This is a genomic window from Corynebacterium sp. CQ3829_602738 (assembly GCF_054478435.1).
Genome location: NZ_CM137003.1, coordinates 1,625,718 through 1,643,438, shown reverse-complemented (window position 1 = coordinate 1,643,438; position 17,721 = coordinate 1,625,718). Strand labels below are relative to the sequence as shown.

The window sequence follows — 17,721 nt, the reverse complement described above, 5'->3', positions numbered from 1 at the left end:
CGTCTAAGATGAGCCGCATGGCCAAAAAATCCTCCTTCGTGCACCTGCATAACCACACCGAATTTTCCATGCTGGACGGCATGGCGAAGGTGGACATGCTCGCCGAAGAGGTGGTGCGCCAGGGCATGCCCGCGGTGGGCATGACCGACCACGGCAACATGTTCGGCTCGAACGCGTTTTACCGCCGCATGGTGGACGCCGGGGTTAAGCCGATCATCGGCATCGAGGCCTACATGGCCCCGGAGTCCCGCTTCAACAAGAAGCGCGTGCTGTGGGGCACCCCGGACCAGAAGCGTGACGACGTTTCCGCGTCCGGCGCGTACTTGCACCAGACGATGCTGGCGGAAAACGCGACGGGTCTGCGCAACCTGTTCAAGTTGTCGTCGTTGGCGTCCTACGAGGGGCAGCTGGGTAAGTGGCCGCGCATGGACGCGGAGCTGATCGCAGAGCACGCGGATGGCATCATCGCCACCACGGGCTGCCCGTCGGGCGACGTGCAGACGCGCCTGCGCCTGGGCCAATACGACGCGGCGCTGGAGGCCGCGGCGATGTGGCAGGACATCTACGGCAAGGACAACTACTTCCTGGAGCTGATGGACCACGGCCTGCACATTGAGCGGCGCGTGCGCGAGGACCTGCTGCGCATCGGCCAGGCGCTGGATCTGCCGCCGCTGGTGACCAACGACTGCCACTACGTGCTCGAGTCCCAGGCGCCGGCGCACGAGGCGATGCTGTGTGTGCAGACCGGTAAGACCTTGCTTGACCCGGACCGCTTCAAGTTCGACGGCACCGGCTACTACATCAAGTCCGCGGAGCAGATGCGCGAGCTGTGGGATTCCACGGTGCCGGACGGCTGCGACAACACCTTGTGGATCGCGGAGCGCGTTGGCGACTACGGCGAGCTGTGGGAGGAGCACCCGCACGACCGCATGCCGATCGCGGACGTGCCGGAGGGACACACGCCGACCACGTGGCTGCGCGAGGAAGTCCAGCGCGGGCTGGAGGATCGCTTCGACGGGGGAGAGGTGTCGGAGGAGTACCTCACGCGCGCGAGCTACGAGATCGACGTCATCGACATGAAGGGCTACCCGTCCTACTTCCTCATCGTGGCGGAGCTGATTAAGCACGCCCGCGAGATCGGCATCCGCGTCGGACCGGGCCGTGGTTCCGCGGCAGGTTCCCTGGTTGCGTACGCGCTGACGATCACCAACATTGACCCGATGGAGCACGGCCTGCTCTTCGAGCGATTCTTGAACCCGGAGCGCCCGTCCGCGCCGGATATCGATATCGACTTCGACGACCGCCGCCGCGGCGAGATGATCACATACGCCGCCGAGCGCTGGGGCGAGGACAAGATCGCCCAGGTGATTACCTTCGGCACGGTGAAGACGAAGCAGGCGATTAAGGACTCGGCGAAGGTGAACTTCGGCCAGCCCGGCTTCCAGATGGCGGACCGCATCAACGGCGCGCTGCCGCCGGCGATCATGGCGAAGGACATTCCGCTGTCCGGCATCACCGACCCGGAGCACGAGCGCTACACCGAGGCCGCGGAGGTCCGCTCGCTGATTGAGACGGATCCGGACGTGGCCAAGATTTATGAGACGGCGCGCGGTCTCGAGGGCGTGGTGCGCCAGGCGGGCGTGCACGCGTGCGCGGTGATTATGGCGTCGGTGCCGCTGATGGAGCACATCCCGATGTGGAAGCGCCCGGCCGACGGGGCGATCATCACCGGCTGGGACTACCCGGCGTGCGAGGCCATCGGCCTGCTGAAGATGGACTTCCTGGGCCTGCGCAACCTCACCGTGCTCGGCGACGCGCTGGAGAACGTGAAGAAGAACCGCGGCGAAACCATCGACCTCGAGGCGTTGGACACCGACGACCAGGCAGTCTACGAGCTGCTCTCGCGCGGCGACACCCTGGGCGTGTTCCAGCTGGACTCGGGCGGCATGCAAGAGCTGCTCAAGCGCATGAAGCCGACAGGGTTCAACGATATTGTCGCGTCGCTGGCGTTGTACCGCCCGGGCCCGATGGGTGTGAACGCCCACTGGGATTACGCGGACCGCAAAAACGGGCGCAAGCCGATCACGCCGATCCACCCGGAGCTGGAAGAGCCGCTCAAGGAGATCCTGGACGAAACCTACGGCCTGATCGTCTACCAAGAGCAGATCATGAACATCTCGCAGAAGGTGGCGAACTACACGGCCGGCCAAGCAGACGGCTTCCGCAAGGCCATGGGTAAGAAGAAGCCGGAGGTGCTGGCGAAGGAGTACGAGACGTTCTCCGCCGGCATGTTCTCCAACGGCTACTCCAAGGAGGCCGTGGACGCGCTGTGGGGCACCATCGAGCCGTTCGCGTCGTACGCGTTCAACAAGTCCCACGCCGCAGGTTATGCGCTGGTGTCCTACTGGACGGCCTACATGAAGGCGAACTACGCCGCCGAGTACATGGCTGCGCTTTTGACCTCTGTGGGCGACAAGAAGGACAAGTCCGCGATCTACCTGTCGGACTGCCGCCACCTGGGGATCAGCGTGCTACAGCCGGACATCAACGAGTCCGAAGAGAACTTCATGGCTGTCGGCGAAGACATCCGCTACGGGCTTGCCGCCGTGCGCAACGTCGGCGTGGAAGTGGTGGAGTCCATCAAGAAGACCAGAAAGGAAAAGGGAGCCTTCACCAGCTTCTCCGACTACCTGGACAAGATCGAGCTGGCGGCCTGCAACAAGCGAATCACAGAATCGCTGATCAAGGCCGGCGCGTTTGACTCGCTGGAACACCCGCGCAAGGGCCTCATGCTGATCCAGGAAGACGCCGTCGATTCCGTCCTTGCCACGAAGAAAGCGGCGGACAAGGGGCAGTTCGACCTCTTCGCCGGTTTTGGCGGGGAAGACGGCGCTGACAATTCCGCGTTCACCATCGAGGTGCCTGACGACGAATGGGACCGAAAGCACAAGCTCGCACTGGAGCGCGAGATGCTCGGCCTGTACGTCTCTGGCCACCCGCTCGACGGCTTCGAGGAGGCCATCGACGCGCAGACGGATACCCAGCTGACCACCATCCTCTCCGGCGAAATGCGCAACGGGGCGGAGGTGACCATCGGCGGGCTGATCTCCTCCGTGGACCGCCGCTTCTCTAAGAAGGACGGCTCGCCGTGGGCCATCGTGACCATTGAGGACCACCACGGCGCCCAGGTGGATGTCCTGCTGTTTAACAAGGTGTACGCACTGGTTGCGCCGCAGATTGTGGAGGACAACATCATCCTGGTCAAGGCGCACGTGTCTATCCGCGACGACCGCATGAGCCTGTTCGGCGACGACGTGAAGGTGCCCGAGCTCGGCCCCGGCAACGGTGCGGGCCTGCCGCTGCGCCTGACCATGCGCACGGACCAGTGCACGGCGGAAAACATCGCGAAGCTCAAGGGCGTGCTGGTGAACAACGCCGGCGACTCCGACGTCTACCTGAATCTGGTCAACGGCGAGCACAGCCAACTGATGATTCTGGGCGACCACCTGCGCGTGAACCGCTCTGCCAGCTTGATGGGCGATTTGAAGGCGACACTGGGAGCCGGGATCTTGGGCTAGCACCTGGTGCTAGGCAAACGGAAAGCCCGTCCGGTGTAAAACCGGGCGGGCTTCGCGTTTGTGCTACAGGCTCTTACTTCTTGCCCGTCAGCTGCTTGAGGTTCTCCTTCAAGCCTGGGACTGCGCCCACAACCACCATCAGGGAGCTGATCGCCGCTGCGAGTGCAGTGACCCAGAGAGAGATCTTACCGATCACTTCGAGCGCCTGCTCCTCGTAGGAGGACGGCTGCAGCCATGCCGGCGGGGTGTAGGTCGGCGTCGTGGTATTGGTCAGGACGTTGGTTCCGGTCGGCTCGGTGGTAGCCGTCGTGGTGGCCGGCGTAGTGGTAGTAGCCGGGGTAGTGGCAGTGCCGGACGGCTCAACCACTGCCGGAGTCTTCTTGGTGGGGGCCGGCTCGTTGGTCGTAGTGGGCGCCGTGGTAGTCATCTTGGAATCCTGCGTAGCCGTGGTGGACGGCTCGGCAGTGGTGGACGTGGTCGTCGTCGAAGTATCAGCTTCGGCGGCGGCTGCGGCCCCCGCGAGGGAGCCGGCTGCGATTGCGGTTGCCGCGAAAGACGCGGCTACGAAACGGGACTTCATTGATTGACCTTCCTCAGGCGAAAGAGAGCGGATTGGCTAGAAGGGGAGGTTCGGGAGCTGGAAGTTGGGCAGCTCAACCTTCGGGGTGTGCAGGTGCGGCAGACCCAGACCGAACTGAGCGTTGACCATGTCGATGATCTTGTTCGCGCCACGCGGGTCGGAGAACACGATCAACGAGGTGGTCAGCACGGCACCGAGGGTGCCGGAGAAGATGCCGACCAGGGTGCCCTGGGAGGAGCCGGAGCTCTTCTGCTGGTTCTGCTGCGGCTTCGTGGTGGTAGTCGTCGGCTGAGACGGCTGGGTGGTTGCCGGGGTGGTGGTCTCAGACGGCTGGGACGGCTGGGACGGCTGGGTGGTAGCCGGCGTGGTGGTCTCGGTAGCCGGGGTGGTGGTCGTCGGCTGAGACGGCTGGGTGGTTGCCGGAGTGGTGGTCTCAGACGGCTGGGACGGAGTGGTGGTTGCAGCCGGAGTGGTGGTGGTTGCAGCCGGAGTGGTGGTGGTTGCAGCTGCGGTGTTCTCCTGAGCCATCGCCGGGACGGTGGCCAGGGACAGGGCGGTAGCGGCAGCCACGGCTGCGGTGGAAATACGCTTCATATGTTCTCTAATTCTCCTCGTAGAAGATCCAAAACAGTCGATGTGGGCGCTGTGCCCGACATGACACCCCGATGAACCTAGCAGGTTTATCGTTAAAAATGTAGTGAAGCGGCGGCGTTAATTTCATGGACAACAGTCGGCCGCCGCTTTGGGTTTACTTGGCAAACATCGAGTTCACAACGTTGCCCAGTGCGCCGAGTGCGCCCATGACAAGGGCCACGGCAGCAAGTGCGATGGCAATCACACCGCCCTTGGAAAGGGAGCTGCCAGCGCCGTCGTTGCCCGGCTGGGTGGGCTCGGCCGGTGCCTCAATGAGAGAGTCCACCTGGAACACGGTGGTAGTGCCGGAGACCTCGTTGCCCACGATGAGAAGGTTCTCGCCGTTCGGGGAATCCTTCGCCGGGACGAAGGTGAGGCCTTCGGCGCCCAAGTCACCGACCTTCTCCAGACCGGCCTTCACGGCGTCGTCGCCCTCTTCGGCGAGCTTTTCCATGTTGATGGAGAAGTCCCGGTTGTTGATGTAGGCGGTGTAGGCCGGCTTCGCCGGGTCGGTGATGTCGTAGACCATCACGCCGCCGAGGCGCTCGAAGCCGATGAAGGCGTAGGTGCGGCCGTTGATCTCGCCGAGCGTGACGCCCTCCGGCTCTGGGCCCTTGTCATCGGAGCGGGACTCGAGCTCGTTTTCCGTGTGGTTGGTGTTGAAGTATTCCGGCAGAAGCTTCGCGGTGAGCTCCTCGAACTCGGCGCCGGAGTCGAACACGCGCGTGCCGTCGGCGGTGAAGATGGAGAAGCTGCGGCCGCCGTAGGTGTAGAGGTCTTCGTAGCAGTTCTTCTCCTCGTTCAGGCCGAACGCGGTGGTGATCTTCAGCCGACCAGCGTTCTCGTCGGCCTGGAATTCCTCGATCTCGCCGGCGGTCATGCCCGCGTAGCCCTCGCAGATCGGGGCCAGCTTCTTGCCGCCCAGCTTCTTGATGCGCTCTTCCTCGGAGTAGGCCTCCCAGTCGCGCGCGTCGCCCTCGTTGGCCGTGACCAGGTAGGTGGTGCCGTCGACCTCGTAGGCGCCGATGGAGTCCGGCTGCAGGATGCCCTTGACCGGCGCGGTGCGGATGTTGATCTTGCCGTCCTTGTCGGAGATGTCCATCGGCACCTCGCGGCGGTCGGTGTAGCCCAGCGGCCACACATCTTCGACGGTGGCAGACGCGATGTCCACCACGGCGACGGCGTTGTTCTCCTGCAGTGTCACGTACGCCTTGCCGCCTGCGACGGCGATGTACTCCGGCTCGAGGTTCTGCGCCTCCGTGGTGGAGGCGCCCACCTGGCCGTAGATGTGCACGCCCTTGTCCGCCAGGGTGCCCTCGAAGGCGCGGAAGTCTGCGGTGCGCACGTCGGCCTGCGTTGCGGCCTCAACAGAAGCAGGAAGCTTTACGACGGATACGCTGCCCTCCGGATCAACCGAGTAATCCTCAGCGGGCTCGCCCTCGTTCGCCACCAGCGCGTAGTCGCCCTCCGGGGTGATGGTCACCATGTCCGGCAGGGCGCCGACGCCCACGCGGCCGAGCACGGTGCCGGGCTCGTCGGCGCCGGCGTCGAAGAAGATCAGCTCGCCAGCGTCGGTTTTGTTCTCCGGCTCGACGGCGGCGACCGCGAGGCCGTCGTTACGCACTGCGACGGAGTTGATGGTGGTGTTCTCGCCGCCGGAGATCTCGCCGACCTTGGTGGGCTTGGCGGGGTCTGCCGCGTCGAGGACGTCGATCTTGCCGGACAGCGCGTTGACGGTGAGGATGCGCTTGGAGTCGGCGTGGAAGGCGACGATTTCGGCGGCGGACTCATCAAACGCGCCAGCACCGTAGGACCCCAGCACCGAGATGTCGGCGGTTGCGCCGTCGGCAAGGTCCTTCACCGGCTCCGCAACAACGGCGGCGGTTGCCGGGGAGACAAGGCCGAGAGTAAGTGCAGTAGCGCACGCGGCGGCGAGGCCGGTGCGGGACATACGGTTTCCAGACATGGGTGGACCTTTCGGGGATGCTGCAAAAACGAGTACGCGTTCTTGTGTACAGCCTGAAGGTGGGTACGAAGTTACGGCGAGGTGAAGGGGGAGTGAACGAGCGGGGCAGTTGTAGACTCGCTAACCATGCGCACAGCCACACCGAACACGTCCGACTCCGCCTTCGAGGAAGTCCACGCAGCAGATATCCGGTTCGCGCAGGGCCGGATCTCATCGGTGATTTCGCCGACCCCGTTGCAGTACTGCCCGCGCCTGTCGGAACAGTACGGCGTGGAGGTCTACCTCAAGCGCGAGGACCTGCAGGACGTGCGTTCCTACAAGATCCGCGGCGCCTACTACGGCATCTCCCGGCTGGGCGAAGAGGCCCGCGCCGCCGGTGTCGTGGCGGCGTCCGCAGGCAACCACGCCCAGGGCGTGGCCTACGCCTGCCGCGCGATGGGCATCCAGGGCAAGATCTTCGTGCCCAAGCCCACCCCGAAGCAGAAGCGCGACCGCATCCGCGTCCACGGCGGCGACGCCATCGAGCTCGTGGTCACGGGCAACACTTTCGACGAGGCCGCGCAGGCCGCCCGCGAGGACGCCGCGGCACGCGGTGCGACAGTGATTGAGCCGTTCGACTCCCGCGACACCGTGGTCGGCCAAGGCACCGTCGCCGCCGAGATCGTGGCGCAGCTGGCCAGCCTGGGCAAAGAACTGGATACGGTGCTGGTGCCGGTGGGCGGCGGCGGGCTCATCTCCGGCGTGCTGTCCTACCTGGCGGATATGTCCCCGGCGACAAAGGTGGTCGGGGTCGAGCCGAAGGGCGCGGCGTCGTTAGGCGCAGCGCGCGAGGCCGGCGAGCCCGTCACCTTGGAGGCCATCGACCCGTTCGTCGACGGTGCCGCCGTCAAGCGCATCGGCGAGATCCCGTGGCAGGTCTTCAACGCGCATCGCGACGCCACCGAGCTCTACACCGCGGACGAGGGTGCCGTGTGCACGGAGATGCTCGGGCTGTACCAAAACGAAGGCATCATCGCCGAGCCCGCCGGCGCGCTGTCCGTGGCCGGCCTGGGGCTGGGGGAGCTGGCGCCCGGCTCGACCGTGGTGTGCATCATCTCCGGCGGCAACAACGACGTGCTGCGCTACGCCGAGGTGATGGAGCGCTCCCTGGTGCACCGGGGGCTGCGCCACTACTTCTTGGTCAACTTCCCGCAGGAGGCCGGCCAGCTGCGCCACTTCCTCAACGACATCCTGGGCGAGGAAGACGACATTGTGTTGTTCGAGTACCTGAAAAAGAACAACCGAGAAACCGGCGCCGCGCTCGTCGGCATCGAGCTCGCCCACGCCGAGGACTTAGGCCCGCTGCTTGAGCGCATGGAGGATTCACCGATCGGTTGCCGCCGCCTGGAGCCGGGCACACCGGAGTACGACTACATCGTGGCGGGCTAGATGGAGCAGTCGTACGTACGCCCCGCGGCGGAACTTGTCACCCACGAGTTCGAGGTGAAGCGCTCCCGCTTCATCGGTTGGGTCGCCCGCGCGACCACTGAAGAAGAAGCGCGCGCGGTGATCGCCTCCGCGCACGAGGAGTACCCTGACGCGCGCCACCACTGCTCCGCGTTCATCGTGCACCAAGACGGCGCGCAGCCCATCGAGCGCTCCTCCGACGACGGCGAGCCCTCCGGCACCGCCGGCAAACCCATGCTGGAGGTGCTCAAAGGCTCCGGCATGCAAGACGTGGTGGCGGTTGCGATCCGCTACTTCGGCGGCATCAAGCTCGGCACCGGCGGGCTGGTCAGCGCCTACACCGAATCCGTGGCCGACACGCTCGAGCAGGTCACCCGCGTCACGCGCGAGGTCCGCGAGCTGGGCACCGTGGACTTCCCGCACGCCGAAGCAGGGCGCATCGAGTCGGAGCTGCGCACCGCGGGCATCGACGTAGTGGACGTGGAATACGGACGCGCTGCCGCCTACACCCTGGCGTTCGCACCGGGGGAGCGCGAGCGTGTGGACGCGCTGCTCGCCGCCGTCACCCACGGCGGCGCCGAGATGAAAGAGGCCGGCTACCGCTGGGTCGAACGCGGCGCGTAAGGCGCTACACTTAGTGCCCATGACGATGCAGCCGCGCCCCAATGACCCGATCGCACAGCGCAAGGCCGCCGTGCGCCAGTACTCCCGCAACGCCGTCCTGTGGGCCGGCGGCGGCGTGGCCGGAGGCATCGCGTTCGGCCTTATCTTCAGCTCCTGGACGTTCCTGTTCCTCGGCCTGGTTGTGGCTGTCGCCGGCGGGTTCACCAACTGGAACAAGGTCCAGCGGATCGTCAACCACAAGGACCAGTACTAGCTTGACTCAGCCAACCATGGCGGCGGTGCGCATCGACGCCTGGCTGTGGGCCGTGCGCATCTTCAAAACCCGCAGCCAAGCCGCGGACGCGGTGCGCGCCGGGCACGTGAAAATCGACGGCAAGGCCGTCAAGCCCGCCCAGCAGGTCGTGCCGGGGGAGACGGTGCGCGTGTGGAAGGACCACCGCGAGTACATCCTCGAGGTGGCCGCGACGGTGAGCAAGCGCGTCGGCGCGCCCGTTGCCCGTTCCTGCTACATCGACCACTCGCCGCCGCCCCCGCCGCGCGAGCTGTTCGCCGCCCCGCCGGTGCGCGACCGCGGCACCGGCAGGCCGACGAAGAAGGAGCGCCGCGAGATCGACCGGCTGATGGGTCGGCGCAGCTGACCTACTCGCCGCGCAGCAGACCCAAGCGGCTGGTCAGGCGCTTGCGCCGCACCTGCGGGCGGTTGCCTGCGTCCCAGGTGCGCTCGATGTGCTCGGTGCCGTAGCGGTTGAGCAGCAGGTCGTCGACAATGCGCACCTGGCCCGGCACGAAGGGGTAGGACAGCGAGTTCGAGATCGCCTCGATGTCCGCCGGGTTGGTCAGCTCCGCGACGTCGGAGACGTGCTCCATGCCGTGGGCGCGCAGAAGTTCGGTGCAGAAGCGGTAGTCGCCGGCGCGCGAAAGCGGGAACTGGTTGCCCAACAGGACGGTGAGGATGCCCGGCAGGGTCTCCGGCGAGATCTCCGCGTCCACCTCGGCGTTGACCTTGTCGGCCGGATCCTCCGGGTTGGCGAGTGCGGCGATCTGGTCGAACTGCTGGTCTGCAAGCTCTATCAGGCCGGCCGCCAGCGTGAAGGCGCGGTCCACCTGCGGGTCCAAGTTCTCGGTGGCGCGCTTGTAGCGGATGTCGTGCTCGAACTCGGCCCAGGCGTGCTGCAGCACGGTGCGGATCTGCACCTCGAAGACCTGGCCGACGTAGTCTTCCAGCCCCTCGGACTGCTCCTGGACGCGCACGATCATGTGGTGCGAGCCGTAGCCGAAGCCGCCGGCCACGCGCGTTTCTTCGGCCTTGTCCACGCTGCGCAGCACCTCGAACTGGTCCGCGAGCAGGCGCTGCACGGCCGGGATTTCGGTGGAGTGCAGCACCGTGATGCGCGCGCCGATGATGTCCTTGATGTCGTGCCACGGGTCGGGGTAGACCATTTCGCCGTCGTCGCGCGTCTTGCGCGCCTTTTCCTTCAGCGAGGTCCAGGACTTCACGCGCGCGTCCACGCGGTCGAAGTTGATGCCGGCGTCGCGCATGAGTTCGTGCAGTGCGTGCCTAAACGTCGTCGCGGCGTCCTCGTGTTCGCGCATCCAGGCAAAGTAGGTCGACCCGAGGCGGGCGATGGTGTCGTCCATCGCCTTGTTCCGGGGCTTCGCGGGCTTTGCTGTGCTCATAACGGCGGGTTAGCTTACATGGTCAGAAGCACTGCGGGCAGTTCGGCGCACAGCTGCGCCATTTCCACCGTGCCGGAGTATTCCCGCCCGGTCAGCCGGTCCGTCCAGGTGCCCTCGGGTAGTGTGAGGGTGGTGCCGCGCCAGCCGCCGGCGCGCTCTAAGGCGAGTGGGGTGCGGGTGGCTACGGCGATGACCTGTGGTGCGTCGTCAAGTGTGCGCACCATGCCCACCGCATGCTCGCGCGCGGGACCGGCGGCGAAGATCGCGCGGTAGCCGCCTTCGAGGAAGAGCTGCGGGCGCTCGCGTCGCAGGTGCATGGCGGCGCGCACAATGCGCTGCTTATCGACGTCCTCCGGTGCCCCCTCACCAGCACCAAGCGCCTGGTAGTCGACGAAGCGGCGGTTGTCCGGGTCCACCAGCGAGAAGTCGAGGAATTCGGTGCCCTGGTAGATGTCCGGGATGCCGGGGCCGACGAGCTGCAGGAGTTTGCGGCCGAGGGAGACGGCCACACCGCCGCGGTCGAGTTCGCGGGCGAAGTCGGCGAGCAGGGCTGTGGCGGGGCCGTCGGTGAGGCGGGCGACCCAGCCTGTCAGCTCGGCCTCGAACGCTTCGTCGTTGTCGTACCAGCTGGTCAACCGGTCCGCCTCGCGCGCGGCCTTGACGGCGTAGGCCTTCAGGCGCTGGGTGAATGCTTGGGTTGCGCGGCCGTCTCGCGGCCAGGCACCGAGGATGTTCTGGATGAGGAAGTACCCGGTGGCCTCGTCCGGCGGCGGGGTCAGCGCGAACACGTCGCGGACCAGTCGGGCGAACTCGTCGGGCAGCTCCGCGATCTCGAGCATGCGGGCGCGGGTGTCCTCGCTGCGCTTGGTGTCGTGGGTGGTCAACGCGGTCATGGTGCGCGGCCACAGCGAGGCACGCTCCTCCTGCAGCAGGTGGAACTCGGCCTGGCTCACCCCGGCACGCCCCGGCGCGCCGCCGACTTCCTGCAGCGCCACCAGGCGGCACGCGCGGTAGAACAGGGTGTCCTCCACGCCCTTGGCCATCACCGCGCCGCAGACCTGGGCGAAGCGGTGGGCGGCCTCGCCGCGGGCGGCGAGCGCTGCGGCGACCGTGTCCAGCGCGGCCGGGTTGTGCCCGAGTTCTGCCAGTTGCGCGATGAGTGTTGCGGTGACCCGCGACAGGGAGCGGTAGTCGGCGCGGTAGACCGGCATGCGCGACACCAGCGCCACTAGCACCTCGGTGAGTTCGGCGAGATCGGTATCTGCGCGGCTGTCGCGGCGTACGGCGCGGGCGAGCCTGCGCACCTCCGCGGCGAGTTTCTCCTCGGCGATGCGGGCTTTGAGCTCCCACTCGGCCGCCTCCACATCGTCGGCGTCCCAGGTGCAGCCCGAGTATTTTCGCGCCAGCGAGCCGAGTGTGTCCGCCGCGCCGGCATCGACGAAGACGCCGTCGAACTCGCGTAGCGCGTCGTAGCCGGTGGTGCCGTGGATGTTCAGCCGCGGGTCCAGGGGCTCGTCCGCGGCGAGGATCTTCTCCACGATCAGCCAGGTGTCCTGGCCGATGAGCTCGCGCAGACGAGTGAGGTAGCCGAACGGGTCGGTCAGGCCGTCGGGGTGGTCGACGCGGACGCCGTCGATAAGCCCCTCGCCCACAAGTTCCTTAAGGCAGGCGTGAGTGGCGTTGAAGACGTCCTCGTCCTCCTGTCGCACGCCTGCCAGGCCGTTGATGGAGAAGAAGCGGCGGTAGGTGATGATGCCGTCGCGCCAGAACACCAACCGGTAGTGCTGCCTCGCGTGCACGGCGGCAGGGTCGTCGGAAAGCCCCGCGTAGCTGCCGGGGGCGAGCGGGAAGACGTGGTCGTAGTAGGTGAGCACGTCCTCGCCGTCGATGTGTTCCAGCTTCAGCGCATCCGTGTCGCTTGGTGCGCCGAGGACCGGCAGCGCGATCTTGCCGCCCGCGCCGTTGTCATCGGCCCAGTCGATGTCGAAGAAGTGCGCGAAGTCCGAGGCCCGGCCGTGTTTCAGCACGTCCCACCACCACCGGTTGCGCCGCGGCACCTCCACGCCGAGGTGGTTGGGCACGATGTCCACCACCAGACCCAGCCCGGCGTCGTGGGCGGCGCGGGCGAGCAGGCGCAGCCCGTCAATGCCGCCGAGCTCGGGGTTGACCACGGTCGGGTCGACTACGTCGTAGTTGTGGTTCGACTCCGGCGCGGAGGCGAAGATCGGGGAGAGGTACAGGTGCGACACCCCGAGCTCGGCCAGGTAGGGCACGAGCTCGGCGGCCTGGGCAAAGCCGAATTCGCGGCCGTGTGGATCGGCGTGCGGGCCGCGCAGCTGCAGGCGGTACGTGGAGGTGATCGGGCGCTTCACGCCCCACACCCTAGCGGGATTGGCCGCCGTACAGCAGGGGAAAGCCTACGGAGTAGCTCAGCACGTCCGCGCCGGGCAGGCACCGCGCCACATCCTCGGCGTGAGCGTCGAAGACGAACAGCTCGCGCCCGTCGCGGGTGGCGTAGACAAGCCCAGTCTCCGGACGCAGCACGGCCTCGAAGTGGCGGTGCAGCAGGGTAAAGGGCTGCGGGTGGGCAAGCCACCAGGCGGCGGGGGCGCTGTGGCCGTCCACCTCGAAGCCACGCGGCAGTTCCTCGCAGGCCAGCGCGGCGCTGGGGCAGCGCACCAGAAACTCCACGCCGTGCTCGCGCTGCGCGCGCGAGACCAGCTGGGCCGCCGCGGCGTTCCACAGTTGGTGGGCGCTCATACCCGCGGCGCCGACCTCCTGGTGCGTCAGCCCGGTGGCGGTGGGAGAGTCGAACACGCACACCAGGCCGGGCGACAGGCTGATAAACGCGGTGGATGCGCCGAAACCGGCGGCGATGCACGCGCGGGTTTCCGCGCTGTCCACTCGCGCTAGCCGCAAGGTGACCGCCGTGGCGGATACGGGTGCTGGTTGAAGAAGCTGCATGGCTACTTAGACGCAGCCGCACCCGCCCCGGTTCCCTCGAGGCCGAAACTGTTTTAAAACGGCGGTTGTTCGTCTAGCCCCAGCGCCTCAAGCAGCTGGCTGGCCTGCCAGATCTGGATGTCCTGGCCCTTGTCCATCAGCTCGCGGGCGCGCTTTTCCTTCGAGGTCACCGTCGCCCATTCGCCGACCACCAGCACGGTGGTCTTCTTGGTCACGTTCTTGCCCACCTGCGCGCCCTGCTCGGCGATTTTCTGCCACAGCTCGCCCTTGTCGTGCGGCTCGAACTCGCCGGTCAGCGTGACGTTTTCGCCGTAGAGCGGCGCGTTCGGGTCCGCGTCGGCGTTCGGCTCCGGCACGGTGTCCGGGGTGGCCACGGACTGCCAGGGCCGCTGGGGCCCTTTGCTTTGCGACGGCTTCGCCGGCCCCGCCTGATTCGACCCTTGCGGCGCCGCCGATGCTGCAACCGCAGCGGAGACGCCGCCCTGGGCCGCCTTCTCCGCCTGCATCGCGCGGCCCGCGCCGGAGCGGTCGCGCAACACCGGGGTCACGCGCGCGGCGTCGATGGAGCCGAGGGTGAAGCCGGAGTCGTGCACGAAGCTCATCAGGCTGCCGGTGTGGCCGGCCTGGCGCGCCAGGCCCACCATCACGCCGGCGCAGGCCGCGGCGTCCTCGCAGGCGTCGTGGTGGTTGTCCAGCGTGATGCCGAAGTGCTCCGCGAGGGTAGGCAGGCGGTGGTTGGCCACGTCCAGCTTGGTGGCGCGCGCCTGGGCGAGCGTGCAGGCGAACAGCATCTGGGGCACCTCGACGTCGGAGGCCCGGCAGGCGTCGCGCAGCGCGGACGCGTCGAACTGGGCGTTGTGCGCCACCAGCGGCAGGTCGCCGACGAACTCGGCCATCTTCGGGATGCAGTCGCACACGTCCGGCGCGTCGGCGACGTCCTGCTCGGTGATGCCGTGGATGGCCACGTTGCCCTCCTCGAACTGCGACAGCGACGCCGGCGGCTTGCACAGCCAGGACGCACGGTCCACCTCTTCGCCGTCGACGATCTTCACCAGGCCGATCTGGCAGATCGAGCCCCAGCGGCGGTTCGCGGTCTCCACGTCGAAGCCGACGAAGGAAAAGCCCGGGATGCCGGCGCCGCCGGCCACGGTGCCGGTGGCGGGGGCGTGGCCGTGCCGTGCGTCGTCGAGAAGCTTGCAAAGCTCATTCGGGCCCTCCTCGTCGCCGGGGGCGAACCAGACGGCTAAGGCGTCTCCGCCGGTGTCGATGTCCACGCGCGAGCGGGTCCACGCGTCACCCTTAACGGAGGTGGCGCCGGCGATGTCGGCGATGGCCACCTCGCGGGAGTTACCACTGCCTTGCAGCGACGCCGCGAGCGGGGTGGGGGTGAGGGTCAGTGCCTCGTTGGTCACGGTCAACGTTGCGCCGTGCGCGGTGATCATTAGTGGCTGGCCTCCGAATTTCCTTCGCCTGCGGGTGGTTGGGTGCGGCGCAGCACCACGGTGGAACGCTGGCCCACGGTCACAGCCGCGCCGGGCTGGACCGGCTCCGCGTTCTCGCGCACTCCGAGCGGTTCGGTGGTGTCCACGACAACCTCCCACTCGTCGCCGAACTCGGCGCCCGGCACCGTGAAGTCGATGTCTTCGTAGTGGGCGTTGAACATCAGCAGGAAGGAATCGTCCACCACGCGCTGTCCGCGCGCATCCGGCTCGGCGATGGCGTCGCCGTCCAAGAACACCATCAGAGCACGACCGAACGGGGTATTCCAATCGTCCTGCGTCATCAGTGTGCACTCAGGCGTGAGCCACGCGATCTCGCGGTCGTGCTCATCGTCGCCCAGCGCGCCGCCGGCGAGGAAGCGGCGGCGGCGGAACACCGGATGGTCGCGGCGCAGCTCGATCAGCCGCCGGGTGAAGTCGTGCAGGTCGGACGCCTCCTCCAGCGTGGACCAGTCCATCCAGGCGATCTCGTTGTCCTGGCAGTAGACGTTATTGTTGCCGCCCTGGGTACGGGCGATCTCGTCGCCGTGGGCGAGCATCGGGGTGCCCTGGGACAACAGCAGGGTGGTCAAGAAGTTGCGGCGCTGGCGAGCACGCAGGTCCAACACCTCCGGGTCGTCCGTGTCACCTTCCGCGCCGCAGTTCCAGGAGCGGTTGTGGCTTTCGCCGTCGCGGTTGTCCTCGCCGTTGGCCTCATTGTGCTTGTCGTTGTAGCTGACCAGGTCGTTGAGGGTGAACCCGTCGTGGGCGGTGATGAAGTTGATCGACGCGGTGGGGCGGCGGCCGTTGTGCTGGTACAGGTCCGACGAACCGGTCAGGCGCGAGGCGAACTCGCCGAGTGTGGAGTCCTCGCCGCGCCAGAAGTCGCGCATGGTGTCGCGGTACTTGCCGTTCCACTCGCTCCAAAGGGCGGGAAAGTTGCCCACCTGGTATCCGCCTTCGCCCACGTCCCACGGCTCGGCGATGAGCTTGACCTGGCTGACCACCGGGTCCTGCTGCACCAGGTCGAAGAAGGTGGCCAGGCGGTCCACGTCCGAAAACTCGCGGGCCAGGGTGGAGGCGAGGTCGAAGCGGAAGCCGTCCACGTGCATGTCCGTGACCCAGTAGCGCAGCGAATCCATGATCAGCTGCAGCGAGTGCGGGTAGCGCACGTTGAAGGAGTTTCCGGTGCCGGTGTAGTCCATGTAGTGGAACTTGTCCTCGTCCACCAGCCGGTAGTACGCCTCGTTGTCGATGCCGCGGAACGCGATGGTGGGCCCCATGTGGTTGCCCTCGGCGGTGTGGTTGTACACCACGTCCAGGATGACCTCGATGCCCGCCTCGTGGTACGTACGCACCATCTGCTTGAACTCGGCGACCGCGTCGCCCGGGGCGGTGGAGGAGGCGTAGTTGTTCTCCGGGGCGAAAAACCCGAACGTGTTGTAACCCCAGTAGTTGCGCAGCCCCAAGTCCCGCAGCCGGTCGTCCTGCAGGAACTGGTGCACCGGCAACAGCTCAATCGCGGTGACACCGAGGTCTTTGAGGTAGTCCACCATCACCGGGTGCGCCATGCCGGCATAGGTTCCGCGCAGGTCCTCCGGGATGCCGGGGTGGGTCTGCGTCATGCCCTTGACGTGGCACTCGTAGATGACGGATTCGCCTTCGGGGATCTTCGGCGCGCGGTCGTCGCCCCAGTCGAAGAACGGGTTGATCACCACGGACAGCATCGTGTGTCCCAGCGAGTCCTCCTCGTTGCGGCCCGTGCCCGGCTCGTCGGCGTGCACGTCGTAGGAAAACAGCGAGGAGTGCTGGTCGAATTTGCCGTCGAAGGCGCGCGCGTACGGGTCCACCAGCAGCTTGTTCGGGTCGCAGCGCTTGCCGTTCGCCGGATCCCACGGCCCGTGTACGCGGTAGCCGTAACGCTGGCCCGGGCTCACGCCGGGCAGGTAGGCGTGCCAGACGTGGTTGTCCACTTCCTCCAGCGGGATGCGGGTCTCCGCCCCGTCGTCGTCGATGAGGCACAGCTCCACCTTCTCCGCGACACCGGAGAACAGCGCAAAGTTCGTGCCTGCGCCGTCGAACGTGGAGCCCAGGGGGTAGGAGGAACCGGGCCAGACGATGGTCTCACTCATGGGGCCACAGCTTAGTGCCCGCTGAGGCACTTCGCTTTAGGCCGTCGAGCAGGAAGGCCACCGCCGCGGCGTGCTCGTCCGCGCCGTCCGACTCCTCGTCCGCCCCGGTCGCCTGCGCCAGCTGCGCGGCGGCTTGCTGCACCGCCGCGTCGCCTAAGGTCAGTCGCAGCAACCCGCGGGCCGCGACGCGCACATTGCTTGTCGACGCAGCTTCGCCCAGCCACGCCCTCACCGACGCCGCGAACCTGGTTTCCAACTCTTTTTGCACTTGCGAGCCGGGCTGGCTGACCGCCGCGACCACGACCTCCGCGCCGTCGCGGGTGGAAAGGAGCGCTTCGCGCAGCTCGCCGCTTAAGCGTGCGGGCTCCGGCAGGGGGCCGCACAAAAGCTCCTGCACAATCTCTTCCGCCATGGAGGCGATGAGTTCCTGCTTGTTCGCGATGTGCCAGTACAGCGCGCCGGGCGCGACGGAAAGCGAGGTGGCCACCCGGCGCATGGACACGTCCGCGAGCCCGTACTCGGCGAGGATTGCCAACGCCGCGCCGGTGATGCGCTCACGGGTTAACTGCATTCCTCCAACATAGACGTGCGGCGTCTTCGAGTGACCAAAAAGGCTTTACGCGGACTCACAGAAACCCTCCAG

Annotated in this window: 14 protein-coding genes; 5 read left to right on the top strand and 9 right to left on the bottom strand. The window is 66.9% G+C overall.

Annotated elements, in window-relative coordinates; all coding sequences use genetic code 11:
- Positions 1 to 17 precede the first annotated feature (17 nt).
- The gene (gene dnaE, locus ACX1NL_RS07925; protein WP_458897820.1) at positions 18 to 3,578 is read left to right on the top strand and encodes a DNA polymerase III subunit alpha; all 3,561 of its coding nucleotides are present in this window, start codon (positions 18 to 20) and stop codon (positions 3,576 to 3,578) included.
- A gap of 73 nt (positions 3,579 to 3,651) precedes the next feature.
- Here dnaE and ACX1NL_RS07920 read toward each other — a convergent pair whose 3' ends face one another.
- From ACX1NL_RS07920 to ACX1NL_RS07910, 3 genes are all read right to left on the bottom strand, one after another.
- Positions 3,652 to 4,158, bottom strand: coding sequence for a hypothetical protein (locus ACX1NL_RS07920; protein WP_181888713.1), 507 nt, complete (start codon positions 4,156 to 4,158; stop codon positions 3,652 to 3,654).
- Between the two features lie 36 nt (positions 4,159 to 4,194).
- Positions 4,195 to 4,752: a hypothetical protein gene (locus ACX1NL_RS07915; protein WP_448237596.1), complete on the bottom strand. Its 558-nt coding sequence runs from the start codon at positions 4,750 to 4,752 to the stop codon at positions 4,195 to 4,197.
- A gap of 154 nt (positions 4,753 to 4,906) precedes the next feature.
- Positions 4,907 to 6,757, bottom strand: coding sequence for a choice-of-anchor I family protein (locus tag ACX1NL_RS07910; RefSeq protein WP_458897819.1), 1,851 nt, complete (start codon positions 6,755 to 6,757; stop codon positions 4,907 to 4,909).
- A 126-nt stretch (positions 6,758 to 6,883) separates the two neighbouring features.
- On the opposite strand from ACX1NL_RS07910, the gene ilvA reads away from it, so the two are divergent.
- The 4 genes from ilvA to ACX1NL_RS07890 are packed head-to-tail and all read left to right on the top strand — an operon-like array spanning position 6,884 to position 9,465.
- On the top strand, positions 6,884 to 8,185 hold the full coding sequence (ilvA, locus tag ACX1NL_RS07905; RefSeq protein WP_458897818.1) for a threonine ammonia-lyase IlvA: 1,302 nt from the start codon (positions 6,884 to 6,886) through the stop codon (positions 8,183 to 8,185).
- Positions 8,186 to 8,827, top strand: coding sequence for a YigZ family protein (locus ACX1NL_RS07900; protein WP_458897817.1), 642 nt, complete (start codon positions 8,186 to 8,188; stop codon positions 8,825 to 8,827). It abuts the gene before it with no gap.
- A gap of 19 nt (positions 8,828 to 8,846) precedes the next feature.
- On the top strand, positions 8,847 to 9,080 hold the full coding sequence (locus ACX1NL_RS07895; RefSeq protein ID WP_181888708.1) for a hypothetical protein: 234 nt from the start codon (positions 8,847 to 8,849) through the stop codon (positions 9,078 to 9,080).
- A 16-nt stretch (positions 9,081 to 9,096) separates the two neighbouring features.
- Complete coding sequence (locus ACX1NL_RS07890) at positions 9,097 to 9,465, top strand: RNA-binding S4 domain-containing protein (protein WP_181889609.1); 369 nt, start codon at positions 9,097 to 9,099, stop codon at positions 9,463 to 9,465.
- A gap of 1 nt (position 9,466) precedes the next feature.
- Here the strand turns inward: ACX1NL_RS07890 and ACX1NL_RS07885 are convergent, their stop codons facing one another.
- From ACX1NL_RS07885 to ACX1NL_RS07860, 6 genes are read right to left on the bottom strand one after another with little or no spacing between them, the layout of a single operon-like run.
- Positions 9,467 to 10,504 carry a GTP pyrophosphokinase gene (locus ACX1NL_RS07885; protein ID WP_458897816.1) on the bottom strand — a complete coding sequence of 346 codons (1,038 nt, stop codon included), beginning with the start codon at positions 10,502 to 10,504 and terminating at the stop codon, positions 9,467 to 9,469.
- A 14-nt stretch (positions 10,505 to 10,518) separates the two neighbouring features.
- Positions 10,519 to 12,876 carry a malto-oligosyltrehalose synthase gene (gene treY, locus ACX1NL_RS07880; RefSeq protein ID WP_458897815.1) on the bottom strand — a complete coding sequence of 786 codons (2,358 nt, stop codon included), beginning with the start codon at positions 12,874 to 12,876 and terminating at the stop codon, positions 10,519 to 10,521.
- 10 nt (positions 12,877 to 12,886) lie between these two features.
- Entirely contained in the window at positions 12,887 to 13,468 is a 582-nt protein-coding gene (locus tag ACX1NL_RS07875; RefSeq protein ID WP_458897814.1) for a hypothetical protein, read from the bottom strand.
- Between the two features lie 53 nt (positions 13,469 to 13,521).
- The gene (locus ACX1NL_RS07870; RefSeq protein ID WP_458897813.1) at positions 13,522 to 14,910 is read right to left on the bottom strand and encodes an exonuclease domain-containing protein; all 1,389 of its coding nucleotides are present in this window, start codon (positions 14,908 to 14,910) and stop codon (positions 13,522 to 13,524) included.
- The gene (glgX, locus tag ACX1NL_RS07865) at positions 14,910 to 17,078 is read right to left on the bottom strand and encodes a glycogen debranching protein GlgX (RefSeq protein ID WP_458897812.1); all 2,169 of its coding nucleotides are present in this window, start codon (positions 17,076 to 17,078) and stop codon (positions 14,910 to 14,912) included. Before glgX ends, ACX1NL_RS07870 begins: the two co-directional genes overlap by 1 nt.
- On the bottom strand, positions 17,071 to 17,649 hold the full coding sequence (locus ACX1NL_RS07860) for a TetR family transcriptional regulator (RefSeq protein ID WP_458897811.1): 579 nt from the start codon (positions 17,647 to 17,649) through the stop codon (positions 17,071 to 17,073). Before ACX1NL_RS07860 ends, glgX begins: the two co-directional genes overlap by 8 nt.
- Positions 17,650 to 17,721: the final 72 nt, after the last annotated feature.